1 pseudogene is annotated in these 249 nt (G+C 42.2%); it reads right to left on the reverse strand.

The annotated features are described in order from the left end of the window. Window positions 1-2 precede the first annotated feature (2 nt). A pseudogene (locus AB4653_RS28330) lies at window positions 3-249 on the reverse strand (hypothetical protein); the annotation flags it as partial.

Here is a 249-nt window from a genome sequence, read left to right on the forward strand (position 1 = left end):
TGTTATTGGCCATACAAGATAGTCAGAAGATCTTTCGCTCTCGCTTGATGCTTAGCGGTCGTTTCAACGTTTCTCTCTTCTTTTTTCGCATAGGCGTAATCTTCTCGCATCTGTTTCACAGTCGTAGCTCTATCACATACGCCAATACTCACCCCTTTTCCTTTATTTCCTTCCTCCAAGATCAAAGAGTCGGTATAACCAAACTCATTAAGTAAAATCTCATGCACTTTAACCGCTCGAACGCTCGAA

Source organism: Vibrio sp. 10N.222.48.A3 (assembly GCF_041475345.1).
In the GTDB taxonomy this organism is placed as follows: Bacteria; Pseudomonadota; Gammaproteobacteria; order Enterobacterales; family Vibrionaceae; genus Vibrio; species Vibrio tasmaniensis_A.